Origin of the sequence: Mucilaginibacter oryzae, from assembly GCF_003148845.1 — a bacterium.
GTDB classification, from domain to species: domain Bacteria; phylum Bacteroidota; class Bacteroidia; order Sphingobacteriales; family Sphingobacteriaceae; genus Mucilaginibacter; species Mucilaginibacter oryzae.
In genome coordinates, this window is sequence record NZ_QGHA01000003.1 from 508,563 (window position 1) to 531,258 (window position 22,696).

Annotated in this window: 15 protein-coding genes; 7 read left to right on the forward strand and 8 right to left on the reverse strand. The window is 46.2% G+C overall.

Going from position 1 to position 22,696, the window contains the following annotated elements:
• The first annotated feature begins 5 nt into the window (after positions 1–5).
• The 7 genes from LX99_RS11280 to LX99_RS11310 all read left to right on the forward strand — a co-directional run bounded on the left by LX99_RS11280 (position 6) and on the right by LX99_RS11310 (position 10,980).
• Positions 6–1,511: a BatA domain-containing protein gene (locus LX99_RS11280; RefSeq protein WP_109607965.1), complete on the forward strand. Its 1,506-nt coding sequence runs from the start codon at positions 6–8 to the stop codon at positions 1,509–1,511.
• Positions 1,511–3,643, forward strand: a complete 2,133-nt coding sequence (locus LX99_RS11285; RefSeq protein ID WP_146203099.1) for a DUF4175 family protein — start codon at positions 1,511–1,513, stop codon at positions 3,641–3,643. The genes LX99_RS11280 and LX99_RS11285 overlap by 1 nt, the downstream gene beginning before the upstream one ends.
• A complete protein-coding gene (locus LX99_RS11290; protein WP_109607967.1) occupies positions 3,640–5,457 on the forward strand; it encodes a hypothetical protein in 1,818 nt (605 codons plus the stop codon). Before LX99_RS11285 ends, LX99_RS11290 begins: the two co-directional genes overlap by 4 nt.
• A gap of 75 nt (positions 5,458–5,532) precedes the next feature.
• Positions 5,533–7,170: a TldD/PmbA family protein gene (locus LX99_RS11295; protein WP_109607968.1), complete on the forward strand. Its 1,638-nt coding sequence runs from the start codon at positions 5,533–5,535 to the stop codon at positions 7,168–7,170.
• Between the two features lie 5 nt (positions 7,171–7,175).
• Entirely contained in the window at positions 7,176–8,507 is a 1,332-nt protein-coding gene (locus LX99_RS11300; protein ID WP_109607969.1) for a TldD/PmbA family protein, read from the forward strand.
• A 54-nt stretch (positions 8,508–8,561) separates the two neighbouring features.
• Positions 8,562–8,915, forward strand: coding sequence for a VOC family protein (locus tag LX99_RS11305; RefSeq protein WP_109607970.1), 354 nt, complete (start codon positions 8,562–8,564; stop codon positions 8,913–8,915).
• A gap of 340 nt (positions 8,916–9,255) precedes the next feature.
• Positions 9,256–10,980, forward strand: coding sequence for a sensor histidine kinase (locus LX99_RS11310; RefSeq protein ID WP_109607971.1), 1,725 nt, complete (start codon positions 9,256–9,258; stop codon positions 10,978–10,980).
• Positions 10,981–11,049: 69 nt separating this feature from the next.
• Here the strand turns inward: LX99_RS11310 and LX99_RS11315 are convergent, their stop codons facing one another.
• The 8 genes from LX99_RS11315 to LX99_RS11350 form a co-directional block, all read right to left on the reverse strand.
• Positions 11,050–11,586 (reverse strand): hypothetical protein, encoded by a 537-nt coding sequence (locus LX99_RS11315; protein WP_109607972.1) that lies wholly within the window; start codon positions 11,584–11,586, stop codon positions 11,050–11,052.
• A gap of 82 nt (positions 11,587–11,668) precedes the next feature.
• Positions 11,669–12,658 (reverse strand): amidohydrolase family protein, encoded by a 990-nt coding sequence (locus LX99_RS11320; protein ID WP_109607973.1) that lies wholly within the window; start codon positions 12,656–12,658, stop codon positions 11,669–11,671.
• 273 nt (positions 12,659–12,931) lie between these two features.
• Positions 12,932–13,825, reverse strand: a complete 894-nt coding sequence (locus LX99_RS11325; protein WP_109607974.1) for a glycoside hydrolase family 16 protein — start codon at positions 13,823–13,825, stop codon at positions 12,932–12,934.
• A 47-nt stretch (positions 13,826–13,872) separates the two neighbouring features.
• On the reverse strand, positions 13,873–14,922 hold the full coding sequence (locus LX99_RS11330; RefSeq protein ID WP_109607975.1) for a family 16 glycosylhydrolase: 1,050 nt from the start codon (positions 14,920–14,922) through the stop codon (positions 13,873–13,875).
• A gap of 4 nt (positions 14,923–14,926) precedes the next feature.
• Complete coding sequence (locus LX99_RS11335; RefSeq protein ID WP_109607976.1) at positions 14,927–15,826, reverse strand: PKD domain-containing protein; 900 nt, start codon at positions 15,824–15,826, stop codon at positions 14,927–14,929.
• A 9-nt stretch (positions 15,827–15,835) separates the two neighbouring features.
• Positions 15,836–17,938, reverse strand: coding sequence for a hypothetical protein (locus LX99_RS11340; protein ID WP_109607977.1), 2,103 nt, complete (start codon positions 17,936–17,938; stop codon positions 15,836–15,838).
• Between the two features lie 25 nt (positions 17,939–17,963).
• Entirely contained in the window at positions 17,964–19,475 is a 1,512-nt protein-coding gene (locus tag LX99_RS11345) for a RagB/SusD family nutrient uptake outer membrane protein (protein ID WP_109607978.1), read from the reverse strand.
• Positions 19,476–19,494: 19 nt separating this feature from the next.
• Positions 19,495–22,617: a SusC/RagA family TonB-linked outer membrane protein gene (locus tag LX99_RS11350; protein WP_109607979.1), complete on the reverse strand. Its 3,123-nt coding sequence runs from the start codon at positions 22,615–22,617 to the stop codon at positions 19,495–19,497.
• Positions 22,618–22,696 lie beyond the last annotated feature (79 nt).

Sequence of the window (22,696 nt, forward strand, 5' to 3'; positions counted from 1 at the left end):
AATTAATGCAGTTTTTAAATCCCATATGGTTGTTTGCAATTGCCGCGGTAAGTATCCCGGTAATCATCCACCTGTGGAATATTAAAAGCGGCAAAACGCTGAAAGTAGGCAGCATAGCGCTCATTAGCGCTGCAGCAAAAAAAAGTAGCCGAAGCTTATTAGTAACCAATAAATTGTTGCTTGCGGTAAGGTGTTTATTACTTATACTGTTGGCCTTACTTTTATCAATACCTGTTTGGAAAAAAGAAACTAATACATCCAACGCCAGGGGCTGGCTGCTGATCCCCCGCGAAAACCTTACCGAAAGCTACCGGAAGCTGAAACCACAGATTGATTCTTTAACCCGCATGGGGTACCTGTTTCATTATTTTAACGAGGGATTTACTGCAGCGGAGATGGGCAAAGCGCTGGCCGACACATCGAAGCAATCACCAGCAGATGAAGATTATTGGGTGCTTATTAATAAACTGAACAGGCAAATTCCGGCAGGGCTGCCTGTGTACCTGATCACCCCAAACGGCATCAATCATTTTAAAGGCGACAGGCCATCAACAGCTTTAAATATCAAATGGAAAACCTACACGCCCGATGATTCCACAAGCAGCTGGATAGCCGATGCCTGGTTCACCGGCGAAAAAAACATACAGGTATTGCAGGGTCACAGCAAACCGGGCGGAACTAATTTTACCAGGCATATCATTAATTCGGCAGTAGATCATAACGCTGATTTCAGGTTACGCACCCTTGATGGCAAAGCTTACATCAGCCTGAAAAAAGGCGATACAAGTGACGTTATAATTGATACCACAGCTATCAAACTTACTGTTTACACAGATCGATATGCTGTTGATGCCGCTTATGTGGGGGCCGCCCTGCAAGCCCTGGGTAGTTTTAGCGGACGAAAAACGGTTATAAAACAATTTAAAACTCCGAACGAAATTACCGCCGGGCAAAACTGGTTGTTTTGGTTATCAGACCAAAAGCTTCCATCGGCGATAGCAAAAAAAACAACCAACGTACTGATCTACGCCCCCGGAAATGTTACCAGGACCAATTCATGGATAAATGACAAGGGGGCATTTAATATCTCGGAGCAAATTAGTAAACCGGGGCTTTACCAGCTGATCAACGGCAATGCAACCGGCGAAGCGCTTTGGACCGATGGTTTCGGCAGAACTGTTTTGAGCAGAAACCTGCCCGGCCACAACTATTATTTATACACTCATTTTAACCTGGCCTGGACAGACCTGGTTTGGGATAATAACTTCCCGCAATGGCTATTCCGATTGGTTTTTGACGAACGGATGCAAATGACTGCCGGCAGGCACGAACGCCGGGCTATCAGCAACGGGCAATTACTCCCTGGTAATAACAACGGAAAAGATACAGTAACCGGGCAGCAACCCGATATTCTTACCGATCTGTCTCATTATTTCTGGCTGCTGTTGGTTGCTTTATTTCTCTTAGAACGGTTTATGGCCCATCATCAATATCAACTTCAAAAACACTGATGGATAAACGAGGAACAGTATATCGACACATTGGGCAGATACGGCGATTTTATATTTGCTGCAGGCTTGTTGCATGTTTACTGTATTCCTTATCGGCAGCGGTTGTTTTGGGCGCGTTACTGCTGATATTCCTAAATGCGTGGCTGACCTGGACAGTAGCCATCTTATTTATAGTCTTCATTTGCCAACTGCTTTATCAAAAGTCATGGTCTACTAATGAAGCGGGCATCCTGAATTTCCTCAATCAACATTACCCCGAATTGCAGGAAAGCGGCAACCTGCTGTTAAAAAATCCGGATGAACTTAACCTGTTAGAGCGATTGCAGCTATCGAAAGTTGAAGAGAACCTTATCAACATACCTATAAGGCAAAAACATTTTTGGAAGCCGGTAAAGCAAGCGGGGATAGTTTTGGCAGCGGCTTTGGTTGTTGGCGCTTTGCTGGCGACCCTGGTTCATCTTAAACCGGGGTTAAATTTACCGGGTAACGAACAAGCAGCCGTAAAAGCGGGCAAAACGGTTGAAAAATTATTGCCGCAAATAAACGCCGTTAAGATAACGATAACCCCACCCGCCTACACAAGGAAGGTTAAACGCACCCAGGATAAATTGACCATCGAGGCCGAAGAAGGTTCGGCAATAGCATGGGAGGTTAGTACCAACACGCCGGTTAAACATGTTGCGCTATTGATTAATAACAATCGTATTATCAATTTAAAGCCTATTGATAACGATAAGCAAACATGGAAAGTGCAGGCAACTATCAACCAGGCCGTATTTTACCAGGTAAGTATTGGCGATAAACTATCAGAACGCTGTGCCATACAAATTATTCATGATCTTCCGCCGGTTATCCATATCCAGGCGCCGCAGCCCTACACTTATATCGACGCCGGCGAGGCACAGCAGGTGAACATTCGGGCCGGCATCAATGATGATTACGGCATTGCCGATGCGATGATATTTGCTACTGTTGCTAAAGGCAGCGGCGAAGCAGTAAAGTTTAAAGACTATAAGTTAGATGCAGGGTTATCTTTTGGCAGCCGTTTGCCACATTACGATCTGCAAAAACTAATAAAACTGCCCGCCTTAAATATGGAGCCGGGCGATGAATTGTATTTTTACATCCAGGCCACCGACACCCATCAGCAGCAAAGCCGAACCGATGTTTACACCGTATCAATACAGGATACCGCCAAACTGTTAAGCATGGACGGCATTGTAACCGGCACCGATCAAAAACCGGAATTTTTCAGGAGCGAAAGGCAGATCATCCTTGATTCGGAACGGTTACTGAAGGAAAAAGACAGCATCACTGCAGTGCAGTTTAAAAACCGCAGTAATGATCTTGCTACCGACCAAAAGTTATTACGCCTGCGGTATGGAAAGTTTTTGGGCGAGGAATCAGAATCGGACATCGGGGGCGATGACAACAACGCGGTAAGTGATCTCAATAATTTTGGCAACGCCGATGTGATCAGGGATCAATACACCGATAAACACGATAATGCCGAAGACGCGGGCTTTTTTGATCCCGCGCAAAAAGCACAGCTAAAAGCCACCCTGACCGAAATGTGGAAGGCCGAATTACAGCTCCGTTTATACAAACCGCAGTACGCCCTCGCTTTTGAGTATAAAGCATTGCGGCTGCTAAAAGACCTGCAACAAAAATCGCGTGTGTACGTGGCCAAAACAGGCTACAACCCTACCCCATTAAAATTAGAGAAAAGGTTAAGCGGCGACTTGTCTGCCATCAAATCGGCGTCGATAAAGCAGGAGATCAAGCCCAAAGAAGATGAGCTTGAAAGCCTGCGTAGGGCTGCAGAAGTATTAAGTCAGTTAAAAGCCGATACACCTGTAAACATACAACAACAGCAAATATTAAACCCGGTGAACCGGCAACTAAGCGCTAAAGCTGCCAGATCACCAGGCAGTTACCTATCGGCATTGAACGCGCTAAACAGCATCTTATCGCCTAACAGAAAAATTAAGCAAAGCGATATCATTTTAGTGCAAAAGGCTATCCAAAAAGCGCTTCATGAAGTAAGTAAAACGCCTGTTGCCGGGCAAAACAGCCCGGATATGGGCTTATCGGAGCAGTATTTTAAAAACTTAAACCGTAGCCGGCAATGATGCAAAACAACTGGAACATATTAGTTTTGATTATCTGCCTGGTAATTGGCGCGGTAGTGACATGGCAGGAAATTAGGCGCGTCAATAAAAGATTACTTAGCTGGCGGATCCTTGCCGTTATAATAGCGAGTACCGCTTTAGCCGGCATTGCTATCCCGATAAGTTTTCAAAAGGAGATCTCTGTTGACAACCAAACGGAGGCTGTTTTGGTAACCGATGGTTTTAATCCGGCCAGCTTATCAGCCTATAAAAACTTAAAGCGGTTCACGATAAACCCAGCTCTTAAAAAGCGCCATCCTAAACTTGTTTTAGTTGATGAATTAGCTAACCTCTACACCGACTCGGGCATTACCAGGCTGCATATTTTAGGCGATGGGTTAAGCGCTTATCAGTTATCGCAGCTCCATAATTTGCCGGTATCCTTCCATCCCGGGCAAATTAAACAAGGCGTTACAGCTGTAAACTGGAATACCCGCATTAAAAACGGCGACGAATTAAAGGTACAGGGCACCTATAAAAACACATCAGCTAACAAAATTAAATTAGTACTTCAAGGCCTCGGCACATCCCTCGATTCGGTATCTATAAAACCAGGGGAAACCGGCACATTCGAACTTAAAAATACGCCTAAAATTTCAGGAAAGGCTATATACCGCCTTTTAACTATTTCGGGTAAAGATACGGTTGATAATGGCAGCATTCCTTTCCAGGTTGACAGTACTGCGCCGTTGAAAGTATTGATGCTTACATCATCGCCCGATTTTGAAAGCCGTTTCCTGAAAAACTGGTTATCCGAAAAAGGCTATGCGGTAGCTGTACGCTCGGCTATCAGCAAGGATAAATTCCGTACTGAATTCATCAATACGCCAGCCATCCCCTTAGAAAACATTTCAGGTTCTGTTTTGGATCAATTTGATTTGCTGATCGGTGACCTATCTGCATTAAAAACATTTTCACCGCAAAATTCAGCTGCACTTCATAAGGCGGTAACAGAAAAAGGATTCGGCGTTATTATACGGGCAGATAGCGCCGCGGGAAATTCATGGCTGCAAAGCAGTTTCAAAACCGCGCTGTCGCCCCGGCGCGATACGCTGGCTTACCCTATCTTGCTACAAGGCAACCAACAACCCCTTGCCCGGATCACAACAGGGCCGCTTTCAATTCAATTCCAGGATGGTATGCGGCCCCTGGTTACAAACACACTCGGGCATTTGCTGGCGGCTACCTCCTTAACGGGTAATGGTAAACTGGTTTACACACTGATAAACAATTCCTTTAGCTGGGCATTGGCAGGCAATAAAGGCGATTATGCAAAACTATGGTCGGCTTTAATCCGGCAAGCTGCCCGCAAAACTCCGCCGGAAGCAAACTGGGCCATCCACACTGACATACCATCGGTATCTGAACCTGTTGATCTGCTGCTGCAAAGCGAAATTGCCGAAATTGCTACTGCCGGCAGCGCCGCTTTACCGCCCGATCAAAACCCACTGCTCCCCTTTGAATATCATTATCAATACCGGCCTGAAAAAACGGGCTGGCAGTTAGTAAAAGCCGGCAACGCTACAAACTGGTGGTATGTTTATGGCGATGAGGAATGGCAAAGCATCCGCAAATTAAAAAAGCAGGCAGATACCAGGCACTACAGCCTTAGCCTTGCAGGCGTCAACGATGTAACAAAACAGATACAGAAAAAAGCAACAATTTTGGTATCGAAAATATATGCTTATATTTTGCTCTTGTTAGCATGCACGTTTCTGTGGGCCGAAGCTAAAACGGCAGGGGCAGCAACAACCTCTCGCAAAGGGCAGCTATAAAACAACCCTATTTTTTAAACAAACGCCGGGCAATCCCATTCAGGGAGGCTTAAAGCGTTAAGGAGGACTAATATTTTGAGAAGACGAGACTTTCTTTATTTATCAGGTATTGGGGCAGGCGCGTTAATGCTGCCCGATTTATCTGCATTCGGTAAAACGATTGATCCGGCACAGGCCCTCGAGCGGGTAGATGTGGCCGTTAAAAAGGAGCTGGCCGATGTGGCCCTCAACACCGCAAAATCTAACGGGGCAACCTACGCCGACGTGCGCATTGGCCGCTACCTGAACCAGTTTGTAGTTACCCGCGAAAACAAGGTACTGAACGTAGCCAACACCGAATCGTACGGTATCGGTATCCGGGTTATTGCCAATGGCTGCTGGGGCTTTGCAGCCACCAACGATGTAACCAAAGAGGGCATGGCTAAAACAGCCCTTAAAGCAGTTGCTGTTGCCAAAGCTAACGCTAAAATTGGCGGCGCGCCGGTACAACTGGCACCGCAAAAAGGCTACGGCGAAGTAAGCTGGAAAACCCCGCTTACCAAAAACGCCTTTGAGGTACCTGTAAAAGAAAAAGTTGATTTACTATTGAATGCCAACGGCATAGCCATGGCGGGTGGCGCCAATTTTGTAAACTCGGTTATGTTTGCCGTTAACGAGCAAAAATACTTTGCTTCAACAGATGGCTCCTATATTGATCAGGATGTACACCGCCTCCAGCCAAGTTTTACAGTTACTAAAATCGATCCTTCGGCAGGCTCGTTCGAAACCCGCCGCTCGTTAAGTTCGCCGGTGGGTATGGGTTATGAATACCTCGACGCGCTGGAGAGTGAAAAAGTTGGCGGCATTACTCCGCGCTATAAACAACGCTACGACATGCTGGAGGATATTAAATATGCCACGAAGCAGGCCGCCGAAAAAATAAAAGCCAAATCAGTGGAACCGGGCAAGTACGACCTGGTGCTTGATCCATCACACTTATGGCTAACCATTCACGAATCCGTTGGTCACCCTACCGAATTAGACCGCGTTTTAGGTTACGAGGCAAACTTTGCCGGTACCAGTTTCTTAACGCTTGATAAATGGAAATCGGGCAAGTTCAACTTCGGCAGCAAGGCGGTTAATATTGTGGGCGATAAAACCCAGGTTGGCTCATTGGGCGCAGTTGGTTACGACGACGAAGGCGTTAAATGTAAAAAATGGGATATCATTAAAGATGGCATTTTGGTTAACTACCAGGCCATTCGTGATCAGGCCCATATCATTGGTTTAACAGAATCGCAGGGTTGCTGTTACTCGCAAAGCTGGCAGGACGTACAGTTTCAGCGCATGCCAAATGTTTCGCTGCTACCGGGCAAAACACCGCTTAGCGTTGATAACATGATTAAAAATGTAGAAAAAGGCGTTTATATTATTGGCGATGGTTCATTCTCTATCGATCAGCAGCGTTATAACTTCCAGTTTGGCGGTCAGTTGTTTTATGAGATCAAAGAGGGTAAGATTGTGGGCATGCTGAACGATGTTGCCTACCAGGCCAATACCCAGGAGTTCTGGAACTCGTGCGCGCAGGTTTGTGATGAAAGCGACTATCGTTTGGGCGGCGCGTTTAGCGATGGTAAGGGGCAACCAGCCCAATCAAGCGCGGTATCGCATGGGTCATCAACCGCGTTATTTAAAGGAGTAAACGTAATTAACACCAAAAGAAAGATCGGATAATTGAAATGGCAATATTAACTAAAGAAGAAGCCCGGGCTTTATTGAAAAAAGTACTTGCTTATTCAAAAGCCGAGGAATGCGAAGTAAGTATAAACGGCAGTGAAGGCGGCAATATCAGGTACGCCTTAAACGCCGTATCAACGGCAGGCGATGTCAGCACCATGGGCCTGGCCGTAACCTCCGTTTACGGTAAAAAGGCCGGAACCGCCACTATTGATGAATTTAGTGATGCCGCGTTGGAGCGGGTGGTTCGCCGCTCGGAAGAGTTAGCCCAGCTGGCCCCTCCCAACCCCGAATACATGCCTATGTTAGGGCAAAGTGAATTTAAGGAAGAAATAACTTTTAACCCAACAACCGCCGCTATGACACCTGATAGCCGCGCCGAACTGGTGGCTAAAAGTTTGGAAGTAACCAAAAAAGCAGGGCTAAGCGCGGCAGGTTTCCTCGAAAACTCAACTGGTTTCAGCGCGGTGATGAATTCAAAAGGTCTTTTCGCTTACACCAAAGGTACCGATGTAACTTTTTCGGTAACTACCCGTAACGAGGCAGGCACCGCATCGGGCTATGCCGCACGGGGTTTTACGGATGTGAGCAAGCTCGACACTTTTTCGGCAACCAAAATCGCCTCAACCAAATGTTTAAGCTCATCAGGAGCAAAAGCCATTGAACCGGGAAAATACACCGTGATACTGGAACCCGTAGCGGCAACCTATATGATGGAGAACATGTTTAGGTTTGATGCCCGCAGCGCCGAAGAAGGCCGTAGCTTTTTAAGCAAAAAAGGCGGAGGCACGCGTTTAGGCGAACAACTGGTTGATCCTAAAGTAACCATTTACTCTGATCCGTTCAATGCAGACCTGCCCTCTTCAACCTGGAGCGGAGAAGGGCTGCCTCGCGAAAAAACCATGTGGATTGATAAAGGCGTGGTTAAAAACCTGAGCTACTCGCGTTATTGGGCCGATAAAAAAGGCGTAAAACCGCTGCCCGGACCGGGCAACATCATTATGGAAGGCGGTGATGCCAGCATTGAAGATCTGATCAAAAGTACCGAACGTGGTATTTTAGTATCGAGGCTTTGGTACATACGCATGGTTGATCCCCAATCGCTGCTGTTAACCGGCCTTACCCGCGATGGTACCTTTTACATTGAAAACGGTAAGATCAAATTCCCGGTTAAAAACTTCAGGTTTAATGAAAGCCCGGTTATTATGCTGAACAATCTCGAAGCCCTGGGCAAGCAGGAACGCAGTATTAGCGTTGAAAGCTACCGCAGTTACCTGATCCCGCCGATGAAGATCAGGGATTTTACATTCAGCTCTTTATCTGACGCTGTTTAACAGATACTATCAGCCTGCCGATGTGATCGGCAGGCTTTATTATTTTTCATCATTATGAAATTTTTATCACTCGAACCATTTGTCCCATCCGGCAACAACTTCGAAGGCTCACGGGCTTTCTTTCTTGAATTAGGCTTTCATATCAATTGGGAGGTGGATGGCTATATTGGTTTTCAAAAAGATGAATGCCGGTTTATTCTTCAGAAATATGAGGAAATCAATTTTGCTCAGAATTTTATGCTGAGTGTAAAAGTGAGTGATGTTGATCAATTCAGAACAGATGTGCTGAACAGGCAGCTGCCCGAAAAATACGGTATCCGCATCGGCGGGATCTCGCGACAGCCTTATGGCCGGGAGGTAGATATTATTGATGTAGCAGGTGTTTGCTGGCACTTTGTAGAGCAGTGATTTTAGCGCATAATAAGCCTGCGCATTGACGAAATCGCAACACAACCTCCTAACAAAACCTTGCGCTCGCCAAAACCTTGCGCTCGTTTGCAACGAGCGCTTAACCTGGTTTCGCGATTGTATCGCGTGGCTTGCGTTATAAACGCAAAGCCATATTAAGCGCTCGTTGCAAACGAGCGCAAGTACAAAGAACTCGTTGCAAACGAGCACAAGCACACTCTTACTATCGGTGTAAACCAATCCAATCACCGTATCATTTTTCTCAATATCTTTGTGCCGCGCCAAACGGTTGTTTACCGGGATCTTGCGCTGATAAAATTAACAAACCGGCACATTTCTGATGAACAACCTGATACCCCAATTAAAAGCCTCAAAAAACCTTTATCGCCTGTTTATCATCTCCCTGTTTTTCACCTTCCTGGTTGCTACCGGCTCATTGATATTAAAATATTCAATAACAAAGAAACTGGATAAGCTGAGCCGCGAATTCAGGGAACCATCAAAAACCCAGGATATCAGCAATATCCTGATTGACCTGAACACTGCCGAAAACGATTTTCAGCAGGCGGGCCTGTATCACGAGCCTCAAAAACTGAATGATTATAAAAACAGGCTTACAAACATATTCAGCCGGATTGAGGGCATTTTAAAAGATTACCAGGCCGATAGCGCACGGTATTTCCCGGGTAGCCGACAACAGATCTCAGCCTCGTTAAAAAACAAACTGATGTTGTCAGAGCAGGTACTTGTACTGAAAAAAAGTTTTGATTCACTGCTCAAAGTAACTACCATCGAAGGTATTAACGTATCGGCGCCATCAAACCAGAATGTGAATTTCCAGTTTAAGCGCCAGGTTAAAGTAAAGCAATCGGCAGATACCACAGTAACTGTTAACAAAAACAAAAACGGTTTTTTCAAAAGGTTGCGTGATGCTATCGCCAATAAAAACCAGGCTACAACCCGTACGCTTACCATCAGGCGCGAAAGGCAAATTAAAGATTCGGTTACCAACGCGCTTAACAAAAAGCATGAAGCCATTATTACTGATCTGCTCAAAAAGCTTAACGAAAAAAACAACCAGCTGATAGGCTCCAACAAACGTCTTGTGGCCGCTAATCTTGATTTTGTATCGCAAATCCGCGAATTGTTAAAGCAACTCCGGGATATTGACCTTGGCGCCTGGATCAAAGACCGAAGCGACATTTTAAAACAATACCAGGCCGCTACCGACGAGATGAACACATTTACCGGCATAGCGATTATTGTGGTGCTTTTATTTATCCCCCTGCTCATTGTATTCATTTTCAGGGCCCGTACCGCCGAGCAGAATTACCTTACCGAAAATGAAAGGGCAGTTGCGCTGGCAAGTCAGAAATCAGAGATTCTGGCAACTATGAGCCACGAGATCCGCAACCCGCTTACGGTTATTAACGGCGCTATTTATATGCTCAACAAAACGCCGCTTACGGATGATCAGCAAAAAAAGATAGCAGCCATCAAGCATTCATCCGCCATGCTGATGGGTACCATCAACAATATTCTTGATGCCGGGAAGATGGAGAACCAGCAGACCGATGTACTTACCATTACATCGTTCAATCCCGGCCAGGAAATCAGGGAAGCGGTAGAGGCTGTTAAATTTATGGCCGAGAACAAGGAACTCGACATCACCGCTAACGTTACCGGCGATGAACAAACGTTAATTAAAGGCGACGCGTTTCGCCTTAAACAGGTTATGGTGAACCTGCTAAGCAACGCCATCAAATATACAGATACCGGCAGCGTAACAGTGCAGGCCGTTATTACCCGTTTAAATACGCAGAAAGTGGAGCTGCAGGTAAGCGTTATCGACACCGGTGTAGGAATACCAAAAGAAAAACAGGATAAATTGTTTACCCGCTACTACCAGGCCAACCAGGCCGGGCGTAAACCCGGTACCGGCCTTGGCCTGTATATTTGCCGCGAAATCATTAACCTGCAAAAAGGCAGCATTGATATTGAAAGTGAGGCAGGCAGGGGCTGCTGCATCAGGTTTAAGATAGCTTACGAAAAAGCTGAGGCATAAATACAATCAGCACACTTCTCATCAATGGTCGAAGTCGGGGGCTTGTTACTGGTTTAGAACAGCTTTGTTTTAAATAGTGATACCCTTTAATACATCGCTAAGCTTCTCCTGAATTTCCTTGTTACTTACAATCTTATACTTGTTGCGGTTAAAGCTAAATACACCATCAACAACCGAGGCTTTGCGGTCATATTCCTTCCCCGTTATTTCAATTGCACGATTAGCCGATATTACGCCATCAAGTTTAAGGTTAATGGTTTGTTGCCCGCCGGTTGTGAGATTTTTAACTTCGGCAAAGGTTGATGAGGGGTTTATAAACAGGTTAACCGAATAAACAAGCCTCTCCCCTTTTGCCACAGTAAATGAATCTGTTTTAAAACCAACGGCTGTTTCAAAAATGTCGTTCATGCCGGGCTTTTTGGCTACATACATAATTGATTTCGGATTGTTGATATTACCATCAAGCGGGATGTAATAGTCTTTAACCAGAAAGTCGCCGGTTTGAAAGCTTAGTTTTTCGTACGAGTAAAAGGGAGTGTGTTCTGTAGTTTGTGCCTTAAGGGCAAAAGGTAACAAGGCTATCGCAGCGGTAATTAATATTTTCATCGGTCTGTCGTTTTTTAAGGAAGACGACAGACCGATGAAATTAGTTGCAAGCCACGCTGATTATTCTAAAACTGCTGATATCTTATTTAAACTTTTCCGGATCGAGCCTGAAGAAGCGTACGGCATTGTTAAACAGGATATCTCTTTTTTGTTCTTCTGACAGGTAATCGGCATTTTCAATAATACTAAGGGAAGTTTCAATCAGTTTAGGCCAGATCAGCATATCGGTACCGTACATAATCCGTTTGCCGAAGCCCGCCTGCACCAAACGTTTCAGATAAGCGTTCACTTCTACCTGCGAATAGCTCCAGATCAAACCCGCAATATCTACGTAAACATAAGCATTGGCACCCATCAGGGCTATCATATTATCAACCAGTGGATAACCCGCATGCATCACCCAAACTTTTAATTTGGGGTGACGGGCCAGCAGATCTTCCAACAACAGCGGGTCGCCCATGGAGGCGCGGTATTTGGGCGAAGTGAGGTTAGCCATCCCGTTGCCACCGGTACCCATATGGATACCTACCGGGATATTCAGCTTCTCGGCCGCCGCGAAATAACCATCCAACGACATATCCGAAGGTGAAAGCCCTTGGTATTGCGGGGCTACCTCACCCATTACCTTGTAAAATCCGGATGAAAGCGAATCGGTAAAGGCTACCACGCTCATATCCTTTGGCGAGCTCACGCCTATGCCTGGAATAATGCGGTCGCCTGCTACTTTTTTCCAGTTACGGATAATACCAGCATCGCCGTAAACTACCATGGTCATGTTAAGGCGTTTGACGGTAGCCATAATCGAATCCTGCATTTCTTTATCCGAATGGGCAGCTTGCAGCGGGATGGCGCAGCCCGTACTTAAAAAAGATGGCGGCGGCGAGTTAGGATCTCCCCCGGGCATGTTTCTCAAAAACCAGGGGCATAATGGCGGCACACCAGGTGATGCTTTCATGGCATGCACGTGTACATCAATAATTGGCAGCTGCGCGCTTTTTTTGGGGGCGGTTAACTGGGCGCTCAGCAGGCCGGGCAAAAGCAGTAATACAACAATACATAAAGATTTTCTCATACGATAGCAAAAGGTTAATTGGTGGTAAGTATTTAATCTGCTTAAAATTAACGATGAGAAAGTCAACTTGCAATACTATAGTAACATTTTGTTACAATAATGTTTTATGACAGGACAAATTGATTCTAATAAATTAAAAAATGTCATCGACGAACTGCGTTAGTTATAGCGCAAGCAGCTGAGGAGGAATCTTTTTTACACCACCCCACCTTATTAAAACAAGAGCGCCGCCGGTAATTGCTTACCGACGGCGTTCCAATTCATAATGGGCCACTATTTTTGGGTTACCCGCACCCAGTCTACCAGCATTTTGGCCTGGCTATTTTTAACCATTTGCACGGTTGATTCGGGCATGCCGTAAGGCTTTTTTACGCCGTTTATCTTCACCGGATATGCTCCGCCTAAGGCAAAATTAAGGATGAGGTATTGCTGGTTATCAAACACCCATTTGCCGTAATGCTGCGCCATAGTTTTGGTTACGCGGAACATGAGTTTGCCGTCGTATTTAAACAATAGTTCTTCTGGTGTCCAGTCTACAGCATAGGTGTGCCAGTGGGTTACATCATTTTTAGCATCCAGGTACAGGCGGTTAACAAACGGTGTTTCGCCGCTGTAACCGCTGCCGTGCACAGCCGCGCTTACCCAGTCTTTTTCGCCAATGTATTCCATAATATCGGTTTCGCCGGTGTGCGGCCATTCGCCGGTACCCAGCAACCACCAGGCAGGCCATAAGCCTGCACCGTTAACTAATTTGATCCGGGCTTCAGCAGTACCATAGGTAAACTGAAATTTGTTTTGAGTAGTCATCCGGCTGGATATAAAATCAAAAAGCTGTCCGTCTTTGGTAATAAAGCCGGGGGCCGATTGCGGCCTGATCTCCAGCGCACCTCCGTCAGCTCCCTCTGCAGCTGCCCCATGTACAATGAAAGCTGTAGACGGCGTATCAACATAAGCCTGCAACTCATCATTAAAATGATTGTTTTTGCCGGTTATCTCAAAATTCCATTTGCTGCGGTCTATCTTATCCGCGTTAAAATCATCATAAAATATCACCTTGCCGGTTGAGGTGGCAGCAGCATGCTTTTTTTGTGCATAACAGGCGGATACCGAGACGGCAAAGAACACAAATGCTACGGTCCGCTTGTATCTGTATTTGTTTAGTTCCATAAATTATAACAGGGGGTAATAGCCGGGCTCTGCGGCCCGGCACTTTTTTAATTTGCTTTATAAAACCTGACGTAATCAACCTCCATGGTTCCGCTGCTAAAGCCCGGATCAACCGCGCCGCCCAGATTTCCCCCCATCGCCACGTTCAGGATCAGGAAAAAGTTTTGGTTAAAAGGCAATGAACCATCATTAGCCACCGTATGATACACATTACCATCTACCGAAATTTTGATGGTAGCAGGCGACCAATCTAAAGCATATACGTGAAACTCGGTGGTAGCATTGGTAATAGTTGTTGAGCCGCCATTACCATTACCGCCCGAATGACCGGGATAATGCAAGGTGCCAAGGATCCTGTTAAGGTTGTTACCTACATGCTCCATGATATCTATCTCGCCACAAGCCGGCCACGGCGAAGTTGCGTAATTGCTGCCCAGCATCCAGATAGCAGGCCAGGTACCGCCGCCTGCAGGCAATTTGGCTTTAATCTCCAACCGGCCGTATTTAAATACCTGCTTGTTTTCGGTAACCAAACGTGCAGAGGTATAGGCGCTGCCCATATAATTTTCTTTTTTGGCAGTGATTTTCAACGTACCACCAGATACGATAACATTGGTAGCCCTATCGGTATAATACTGCAACTCGTTATTGCCCCAGCCGCCTGCACCAAGATTATAGCCCCAAACCGCCGGATTAGGTGCACCATCGGTATTGAACTCTTCCGACCAGGTTGGCGTTGGTCCGCCGGTATTGCTGAATGAAATATTGAATGACACCGTTTTTGACACCGTACTGCCTGTGCTGCTTTTTGCAGTAACCTTAGCGGTATAGCTGCCCTCGGCAGGGTATTTATAGGTGACTGAACCATTGGTTGAGTTTTGGAAACTGCCATTGCCCAGATCAAACTCATAGCTTACCGCGTTGGTAGCCGTAGCGGTGAATGTAACGCTGCCACTTCCGTCTGTAGCTACCACGGCTTTAAGATCAAGGCCTTGAGGCGGCGTACCCACCGAGCCCAGTCCCTCGTTCTTTTTGCCGCAGGCGGCAAAAAGAACAGAGGCTAACATAATGAATAATGATATTCGTAAATTTTTCATGTTGTTACGGTTTAACTTTTAATTTCTGATACCAGGCCAGGCCGTCGATACCGATGTTACGCAGGGTTATTTGTGTTGAAGTAAGCGACAAGATCTCGTAAGTATTGCCACCTGTACCAAAATTGATCAAACCGTTACCGGGAACCAAAAACTGGTAGCCGGTAGAGTTCGAAGAGTTTGAACCCGAGGTAGCATTCATAAAGCTAAGGTTGCGAACGCCCGATACATCGATATCATAACAATTGTCGCCGCCCGATTTACCGTAAAATGTTGAAGCCGCGGCTATAAAGAACGATTGACCTTTATTGTTGATACTCATGCTTACCGTGTTGTTAGCGTTTTTGATGAAGGTGATCTCGTCATCATATAAACATTCGGCACGTTCGTTGGGAGCCGCGGCATAGTATGATGGTGTAAAACCATCTGCCGGACCAACACCAACATGGCCGGGGTTTGTCCTGTCGGTAACCCAAACTTTTGATGAACCGCCGGTCAGGTTATTCAATATGTCTGCGGGGATCACAAAGGCTACAAATACGGTCACTTTTTTGCTGATGGTTGAGGTGCTGCCACCTGTGCCAACAGCGTTAACGGTAATGGTATAATCGTTGGTACCGGGATTGTTGTATTTAACCGTGGTGGTACCTGCCCCCATTACCTGGGTACGGCCATCGCCCAGGTCAACCCTGTAGGTAATGGTGTTATTGGAGGCCAGGGTGATCTTTACCTTGCCGCTGCCCATGCCTGCCGGGTTGGCGGCATCGGCGCTGTCTACCACCAAGGTCAGCTTTAAATCTGACGGGCTGGTGAGTTGCCCGAACGAATATTCGGGCTTTTTGCAGCTGCTGTAACCAATAACAGCCGCTATGATAATTATCGCTATTGCTTTGATGTTGATTTTCATGATCTGTTATTAATTAAGGGTGATATCATCTATCAGGAAAGTATAATTGGCTGATCCATCGCCTTTGGTGCCGTTATCAAAAATCAGCACTATTTTTTGATAAGATTTTGCCGTATTGATAGCGCTGTAATCAAACGTTAGCTCTTCCCAGGCGTTGGCCGTGGTGGTTGATACTTCCTTCTCGAACGATGTGCTGCCGTCGGTCAGGTTCTCCACCTTTAACAATACCTTAGCGCCTGCACGTGGCGAGTACACCTTCATTTTAAAGGTTTTGCTGGTCGAAAAATCAATAGGATTATCAAGGGTGATAAAGCTGCCGCCGTAGGTTTCGCCGTTGTATTTAACCATTTGTGCAACTTTAGCGCTGGTGTTAATGCCTGTTGCATGCGGGTTGTTCACAACCGAAAGTACGCCCCCTGCAAAATCAGTAAAGTTATAGGTTACTGTCGATGATTCGAAGGTAAGCGGTAAGCCTAAAACGGTCGAACCCGGATCAGGCGCTACAAACATCACGTCATCCCAATAAAACTTTTTACCGCTGCCTGCATTACCAAAATCAAAAAAGATGGAAGCCTTGTCATAATTGGTAGAAAGGTTGAGCGCCGGTGTGCCTGCCGAGTTTTTGTTAAAGTCGAACGTCAGGGTTTCCCACGCATTAGCTTTGGTGGTGAGCACATCCGTTTCAACAGATTTTGCACCGTTGGTATGATCTTCCAGTTTTAGTTTAATATCGATACCCGCTGCCGGCGAGTAAACCCTTACGCTCATTTTGGTTGATGTAGCCGTAAGCGGAACTTTTGCCGAGAAACCGGCCGGCGTACCGATAGTAGTACCTGCCCATGTTTCTGCACCGTTAGGTTTAGTGGTTACCTTAACTTTATTGGAAGCGTTGGTTGGATCAACACCATCGGCAGTTTGGTTATTACCAAAATCGGTTACGGCATAATTTACATCTGAGGCATCAAAAGTTACCGGCAGGTTAATTTGTTTTAACACCGGTGGAGCTGCTACCACCTGAAAATCATCAGAATAAAATATTTTACCACTACCCGGGTTGCCAAAATCAAAGAAGATGGAAGCTTTATCGTAAGTATAAGTAGCATCAAAGGCAGGTGTACCTGCGGCTTGTTTGGTAAAATCGAATACCAAAGTTTCCCAGGCATTGGCCCTGGTGGTTTTTACATCGGTTTCAACCGAGTGGTTTCCGTTAGCATGATCCTCTACTTTAAGCTTGATATCCAGCCCCACGGCAGGCGAGTAAACTTTTACGCTCATTTTTGCGTTGGCAGCCGTAAGCGGGATTTTTGTTGCGAAGCCCGATGCTGTACCCAATGTGGTACCGGCCCAGACTTCGGCACCTGCCGCTTTAAGGGTTTTCATTACCTTATTGGCAGCATTGGCCGGGTCGGCAGCTAATGACGACTGGTTGTTGCCGAAATCGCTCAGTGTATAATCATAGTTAGGATCATCAAAGGTAACCGGCAGATCGATCTGTTTGCCTACTTTAACATCCTGCGTAAACACGGTTGTTGCCGCGCCACCGCTTAATGCTGTAACCTTTACAGTATAAGTACCCGCGCCTGCATAGGTATGCTTAGCAGTTTGCCCCTCTAAAAATGATACTGATGCAACCGGGTTGGTAGCTGTAGAATCACCGTAAGCCACTTTAAACAAGGTTTCGTAGTCGGCTGTAGCGGCTACGCTGATATTGAGGCCATCGGTTGATAAAGTTACTTTTAGGTTTTCGGGTGCCCTGAAGGCCACGGTTAAAGGTTGGCTTAGCGTAGTGGTTTTACCACTTAGGTTGTGACCAACAATTTTAACGGTGTAATTGCCTTCGGCATATTTATGCTGTACGTTTTTACCTGCCGCTACCTTCACGTAGGTATCGCCGCTATCGCCCAGGTACACATCGTATGATGACGCGCCTTCGCCGTTCGGGGTAATGGTTACCAAACCGGTATTATCATGCGTAATATCAAACAGTACTGATAACTTGCCGGGTTCGGGGGCATTTTTGGCAAATGAGGTATCGGTAAATTCCTCCTTTTTACAGCCCGCCGCTATGGCAAGCACCAGGGAAATACCTAAAATATATTTCATTGATTTCATGATCTTTTTTGTTTGAGGTTAATGATTAGTATCCCGGATTTTGTGTTAACCCTGAAATATCCACTTCCTTCTGTGGTATCGGGAATACTTCATTTTTACCAGTTTTAAACCCTGTGATCTTGCTTGCAGCCTGCCCGGTGCGCACCAGGTCGAAAAAGCGGTCGCCCTCCATACCTAACTCCAACCTTCTTTCATCCCATATGGCTTGTTTTAATGTAGCACCTGTTGATGTGATGTTGTGATTGGCATCGCCAAAGGCACGGGCGCGTACCTGGTTCAGGAAGCCCTGCGCTTTGGTATCGTTAGGGGTTGCTGAGCGGTTCTCGGCTTCAGCGGCCATCAACAATACCTCGGCATAACGTAAAGTCCTGAAATTGTTAAGATAATTAAGTTCTACCTGACCCGATGTTTCGCCTTTGCGTGGCAGGTATTTGCCATTATACAAACCTGTGTTTTTATAAGGCGCAACCTGGTAGGTGATATTGTACGATGGATTGGCTGCTTTGTAAGCTTCAATATCAAATGCGGTGATAGCTTTACGTTGATCACCTGCCGAATAAGCGTTAGCCAGATCCTGCGTAGGCAGGTTAGTGCTCCAGCCGGCAGCATAAGGCATACTGGCCGAGCCATTCAAACCACGGATACCGCATTGCTGTACCGAATAGTTACCCTGGCCGCGGGTTTGGCCTCCCCAGTTGTAATAAGGCGAGTTGTTGCTGTACTGGATCTCGAACACAGATTCAGGGCCGTTTTCGCCGGCTGCTAAAAATATCGAAGCGAAGTCAGGCACCAAAGTGAACGCTCCTGAACTGATCACGCTTTCCAATACATTTTTAGCATCATCAAACTTGTTTTCGTACAAATAAACTTTACCCAACATAGCCTGAGCCGCGTATTTGGTGATACGACCTTTTTGTGTTTGGGTGGTTGGCAAAACAGCAATAGCGTTATTTAAATCGGCCTCTATTTGTTTGTACACATCGGCTTTAGGGCTGCGTTTAAGGGTTTTGGAATCTTTAACTTCCAGGCGCCGGTCGGTAAACAACGGCACATCGCCAAACATCCGCACCAACGAGAAATAGTAATAAGCGCGCAAAAATGTGATTTCGCCATAAAGCGCATCTTTACCTGCAAAATTGATTTGCTGGCCGCCCGGATTTTTGTCTTTATATTGGGTTAAATAGTTTGTACGGTTAATACCTTCGTACGATACCTGCCATAAATCGGTAAGGGTTGAGTTTACGGGGGTAAGCGTATAGTCATCAATCTGCTGCAACGAAAGCACATCAGATGCTGCCTCGCCGCCTGCTACCGAGTTATCTGAGGCGATATCGCCTATAGGCACCATCTGGTTTAGCCATTGCAGCGGGGTGTAGGCGCTCACCGCCATGGTGCGGTAGTCGGTTTCGGTTTTCAGGTAATCCTGGTCGGTTACCTTAAAATCCTCATGCGGGTTATAATCCACAAACTTTTTACATGAGCCGGCCATGGCCATCAACAAAGCCATGCCTGCAAAACGTATATATATCTTCTTCATTCTTTTTTCTGTTTTAGGTTTATAGCTTAATATCGATACCGAACGCGTACATACGGGCCTGCGGGTAAGCGCCGCGATCAATACCGGTGTCCATCACGTCGCCGGCAATTTCCGGATCAAAGCCTGTGTATTTGGTAAAGGTGAAGGCATTTTTAACCTGGCCGTAAATGCGGATGCTTTTAAACACATTGCGCCCGAATGATTTTGGCAGCGTATAACCTAACTGGAGGTTTTTGATCTTTACGAATGAGCCGTCTTCTACATACCTGTCGGATACCCGGATATTGCTGTTAGGATCGTTAAAAGAGTACCTTGGGTTACGGGCATCATTGGTTGATCCGGGGCCTGTCCAACGGGCAAGCACATTGCGAAACTTGTTGGTGTAGTTTTGGTTACGCTCATAAGCCCTGTAAACATCATTACCTATCGACGCATAAGTAAAGGCGCTGAAATCGAAGTTTTTGTACGATACGCTCAGGTTCCAGCCCAAAGTAAATTTAGGGAAGGGGTTACCAATTTGCGTTTGATCGGCAGCGGTGATCTTGCCATCGTGGTTGATGTCAACGTAGCGGATATCCCCCGGCTGTGCGCCATCCTGTGTTGGCGCAGCGGCAATTTCGGTCGTGTTCTGGAAAATACCCGCGGTTTTATATCCGTAGAAATATCCCGGTGTATGGCCTTTTTCAAAAACTGTTACGGTTTGCGATTGACCGTTAAAATAGCTGCCGCCGGTTATACGGGCTGTACCATCGCTATTGGTTGCCGTAACGGTGTTTTTGCTGGTAGTGAAGGTGAAGTTATTGCTGAATTTAAGGTCTCTGTTAATAGTTTCGTTATAACCCAGGGTAATATCAACACCGTTTGTTTTGGTTGAACCGATGTTGGCTGTAGGCGGCGGGATGGTACCCAGGTATAACGATACCGATGGGGTAAACAATAACCCACTTACACGTTTCTCAAAATAATCGGCAGATAACGAGATGCGGCCTTTAAACACAGTTAAATCAAAACCAACGTTACTTTGAAGCTGTTTTTCCCAGGCAAGGCTGTTATTAGCTGCCGAACCTACGGTTGAACCCGGATAAAAGATGTTGCTGAAGTTGTAACCATTACTGTTGGCAGTAGGGCCGTAATCAGGGCCGCCGGTTACGATAGATACATAAACCGGGCTCACGTTTTCGTTACCGGTTGAACCGTAGCTGCCGCGGATTTTCAGATAGTCGATAAACGGAACTTTAAAGAAATCCTCACTGCTTGCTACCCAACCCAATGAACCCGCGTAAAAGCTGGCGAACTTGTTATCCTTACCAAAAGCCGATGAACCATCACGACGTGCAGAGAACGATGCCAGGTATTTACCTTTATAATCGTAATTAGCGCGACCGAAATACGACAGGTTGCGTTTAAAGTACTGGTAATATGACCCGGTTACAGCGTTCAGGTTATCGGCGGTATTGGTGCCTGTGGCGGCGCTGAAATCGGCAAATTCCCACGAGTTAAACGGCACATCCTGCCTGCTGGTATTCATACTGTTACCGCTGGTTTTAGCCATCGAGAAACCTGCTACAGTTTCAAAGTGGTGATCTTTGGCTACGCTGAAGTTGTAGTTGGCAAACGATTCCCAGGTGTAGTTGAAATTGCTGTTTTTAGTTTGCGATACGCTGCTGTGCGAGCCGGTAACCGTAGTGCCATCAGCATTCATGGTATTGTTTACGTTTTGCGGACCGTAAAAAACGAGCGGGGTAAAGTTTTTAGAGTTATCGTCGTACTTGGTATAACCAAAGCGGCTGTTCAGCTTCAAGCCCTTAATTACGTCATACTGTGCCTCGAACTTACCGTATAACTTGTTACCGGTGCTGCGGTTGTAAGTATTATCAAGTTTGGTAAGCGGGTTAAACACTTCCGACAGGATGAGGTTACTGTAACCGTATTTACCAACCGTATTAGGGTCATTGTTAACAACCGGAACGGTTGGATCAAAGTTTAACGCGCTGCCCAGGATACTGTTAAAGGAGTTTTCCTGCACCGAACGGCCACTCAGGATCACATCGGTAGCGTTTACCAAAAATTTCAATTTTGAGGTGATATCAAAAGAAAGGTTGGCTGTAAAATTGCCCCTGTTAAACCTTGATTTATCGTAGCCGCCAACAATACCGCCCTGGCTTTGGTAACCCGCCGAGATAAAATACTGCATTTTATCGCTACCGCCGCTGGCCGAAAGGTTATGCGTTTGCATTGGCGCGGTGTGAAAAACCTGGTCCTGCCAGTCGGTACCTACGCCTAAAATTGATAGATCCGGGAAAATTACCGGGCCGCCCGAGGTTACGCTGCCTTCGTTAACAATAGCGCCGTATTCGGTAGCGTTCAGTACGCCTACTTTATGCAAAACGCTTTGTACGCCGTAGTTGGAATTGATATTGATCTGTGTTTTTTGATTTTTTCCGCCCGATTTGGTGGTAACCACAATAACACCGTTCCCTCCCTTTAAGCCATAAATAGCTGTAGAAGCCGCGTCTTTCAACACGTTGATCGATTCGATATCTGATGGGTTAATCGAGTTAAAATCGGTTAGTGTTTGTACCGAACCATCAATGATCACCGTAGGATCGTTACCCGAAAATGATGGAATACCACGAACCTGTACCGTAGGCTTTGAGCCCGGCGAACCGCTCTGGATCACGGTAATACCGGAGGCCTGGCCTTGCAGTGCTTCTTCAGCACGTAGCGGGGTTAGCTTTTTAATATCGCTTGCCTTTACTACCGAGATAGCGCCCGATACATTGGTTACTTTCTGGGTACCGTAGCCAACTACCACCACCTCGTTCAGGGCATTGGCTGCGGCATCTTCCAGGGCGAAGTTCACCTCTCCGGCCTGAGTTACCTGGCGTTCAACGGTAGCCATGCCTATAAATGATACTACAATGGTAGCGCCGCCCTGTGGTATTTGTAATGTGTATTTTCCGTTAACATCAGTAACGGTACCGCTGGTGGTGCCTTTAACGGCAACTGTTACGCCGGGCAACGGATCGCCGGTCTTTTTTTCCGTAACCTTTCCGGTTATCCGGAGCGTTTGGGAATAAGCCCGCCCTGCTAAAAAACACAGCAGTGCAAGGCATATACAAAAACGTAATTTTGATTGCATATAATTTATTTTTAAGGTTATTATGATAATTAGTTAATGGTAGCGGGGCCGGTTAAAACCCTGCAGGGCGTTACATCCG